The sequence below is a fragment of the Vibrio jasicida CAIM 1864 = LMG 25398 genome, assembly GCF_000400365.1.
In the GTDB taxonomy this organism is placed as follows: domain Bacteria; phylum Pseudomonadota; class Gammaproteobacteria; order Enterobacterales; family Vibrionaceae; genus Vibrio; species Vibrio jasicida.
This window is the reverse complement of sequence record NZ_BAOG01000244.1, coordinates 1-407: the sequence shown is the minus strand read 5'-3', so window position 1 is coordinate 407 and position 407 is coordinate 1. Positions and strand designations below refer to the sequence as shown.

4 tRNA genes are annotated in these 407 nt (G+C 51.4%); all 4 read left to right on the top strand.

Annotated elements, in window-relative coordinates:
- The first annotated feature begins 1 nt into the window (after position 1).
- The 4 genes from VJL_RS27245 to VJL_RS27230 all read left to right on the top strand — a co-directional run bounded on the left by VJL_RS27245 (position 2) and on the right by VJL_RS27230 (position 406).
- Positions 2-86: transfer RNA gene (locus VJL_RS27245), tRNA-Leu, on the top strand.
- A 16-nt stretch (positions 87-102) separates the two neighbouring features.
- Positions 103-177, top strand: a tRNA-Gln gene (locus VJL_RS27240).
- Positions 178-210: 33 nt separating this feature from the next.
- Positions 211-295 (top strand) — tRNA-Leu (locus VJL_RS27235).
- Positions 296-321: 26 nt separating this feature from the next.
- A tRNA-Leu gene (locus tag VJL_RS27230) sits at positions 322-406 on the top strand.
- The last annotated feature ends 1 nt before the right edge of the window (position 407 follow it).

Sequence of the window (407 nt, the reverse complement as noted above, 5' to 3'; positions counted from 1 at the left end):
TGCGGTCGTGGCGGAATTGGTAGACGCACCAGATTTAGGTTCTGGCGCCGCAAGGTGTGAGAGTTCAAGTCTCTCCGACCGCACCATATATTTATTGCCTGCAGGTCTATCGCCAAGCGGTAAGGCAGCGGCTTTTGATGCCGCCATTCCCTGGTTCGAATCCAGGTAGACCTGCCACTATTTTAATTATTGAGTTTACTCAGTAGTTATGCGGTCGTGGCGGAATTGGTAGACGCACCAGATTTAGGTTCTGGCGCCGCAAGGTGTGAGAGTTCAAGTCTCTCCGACCGCACCATCTTGAAACTACTTAAATAAATATATGCGGTCGTGGCGGAATTGGTAGACGCACCAGATTTAGGTTCTGGCGCCGCAAGGTGTGAGAGTTCAAGTCTCTCCGACCGCACCAT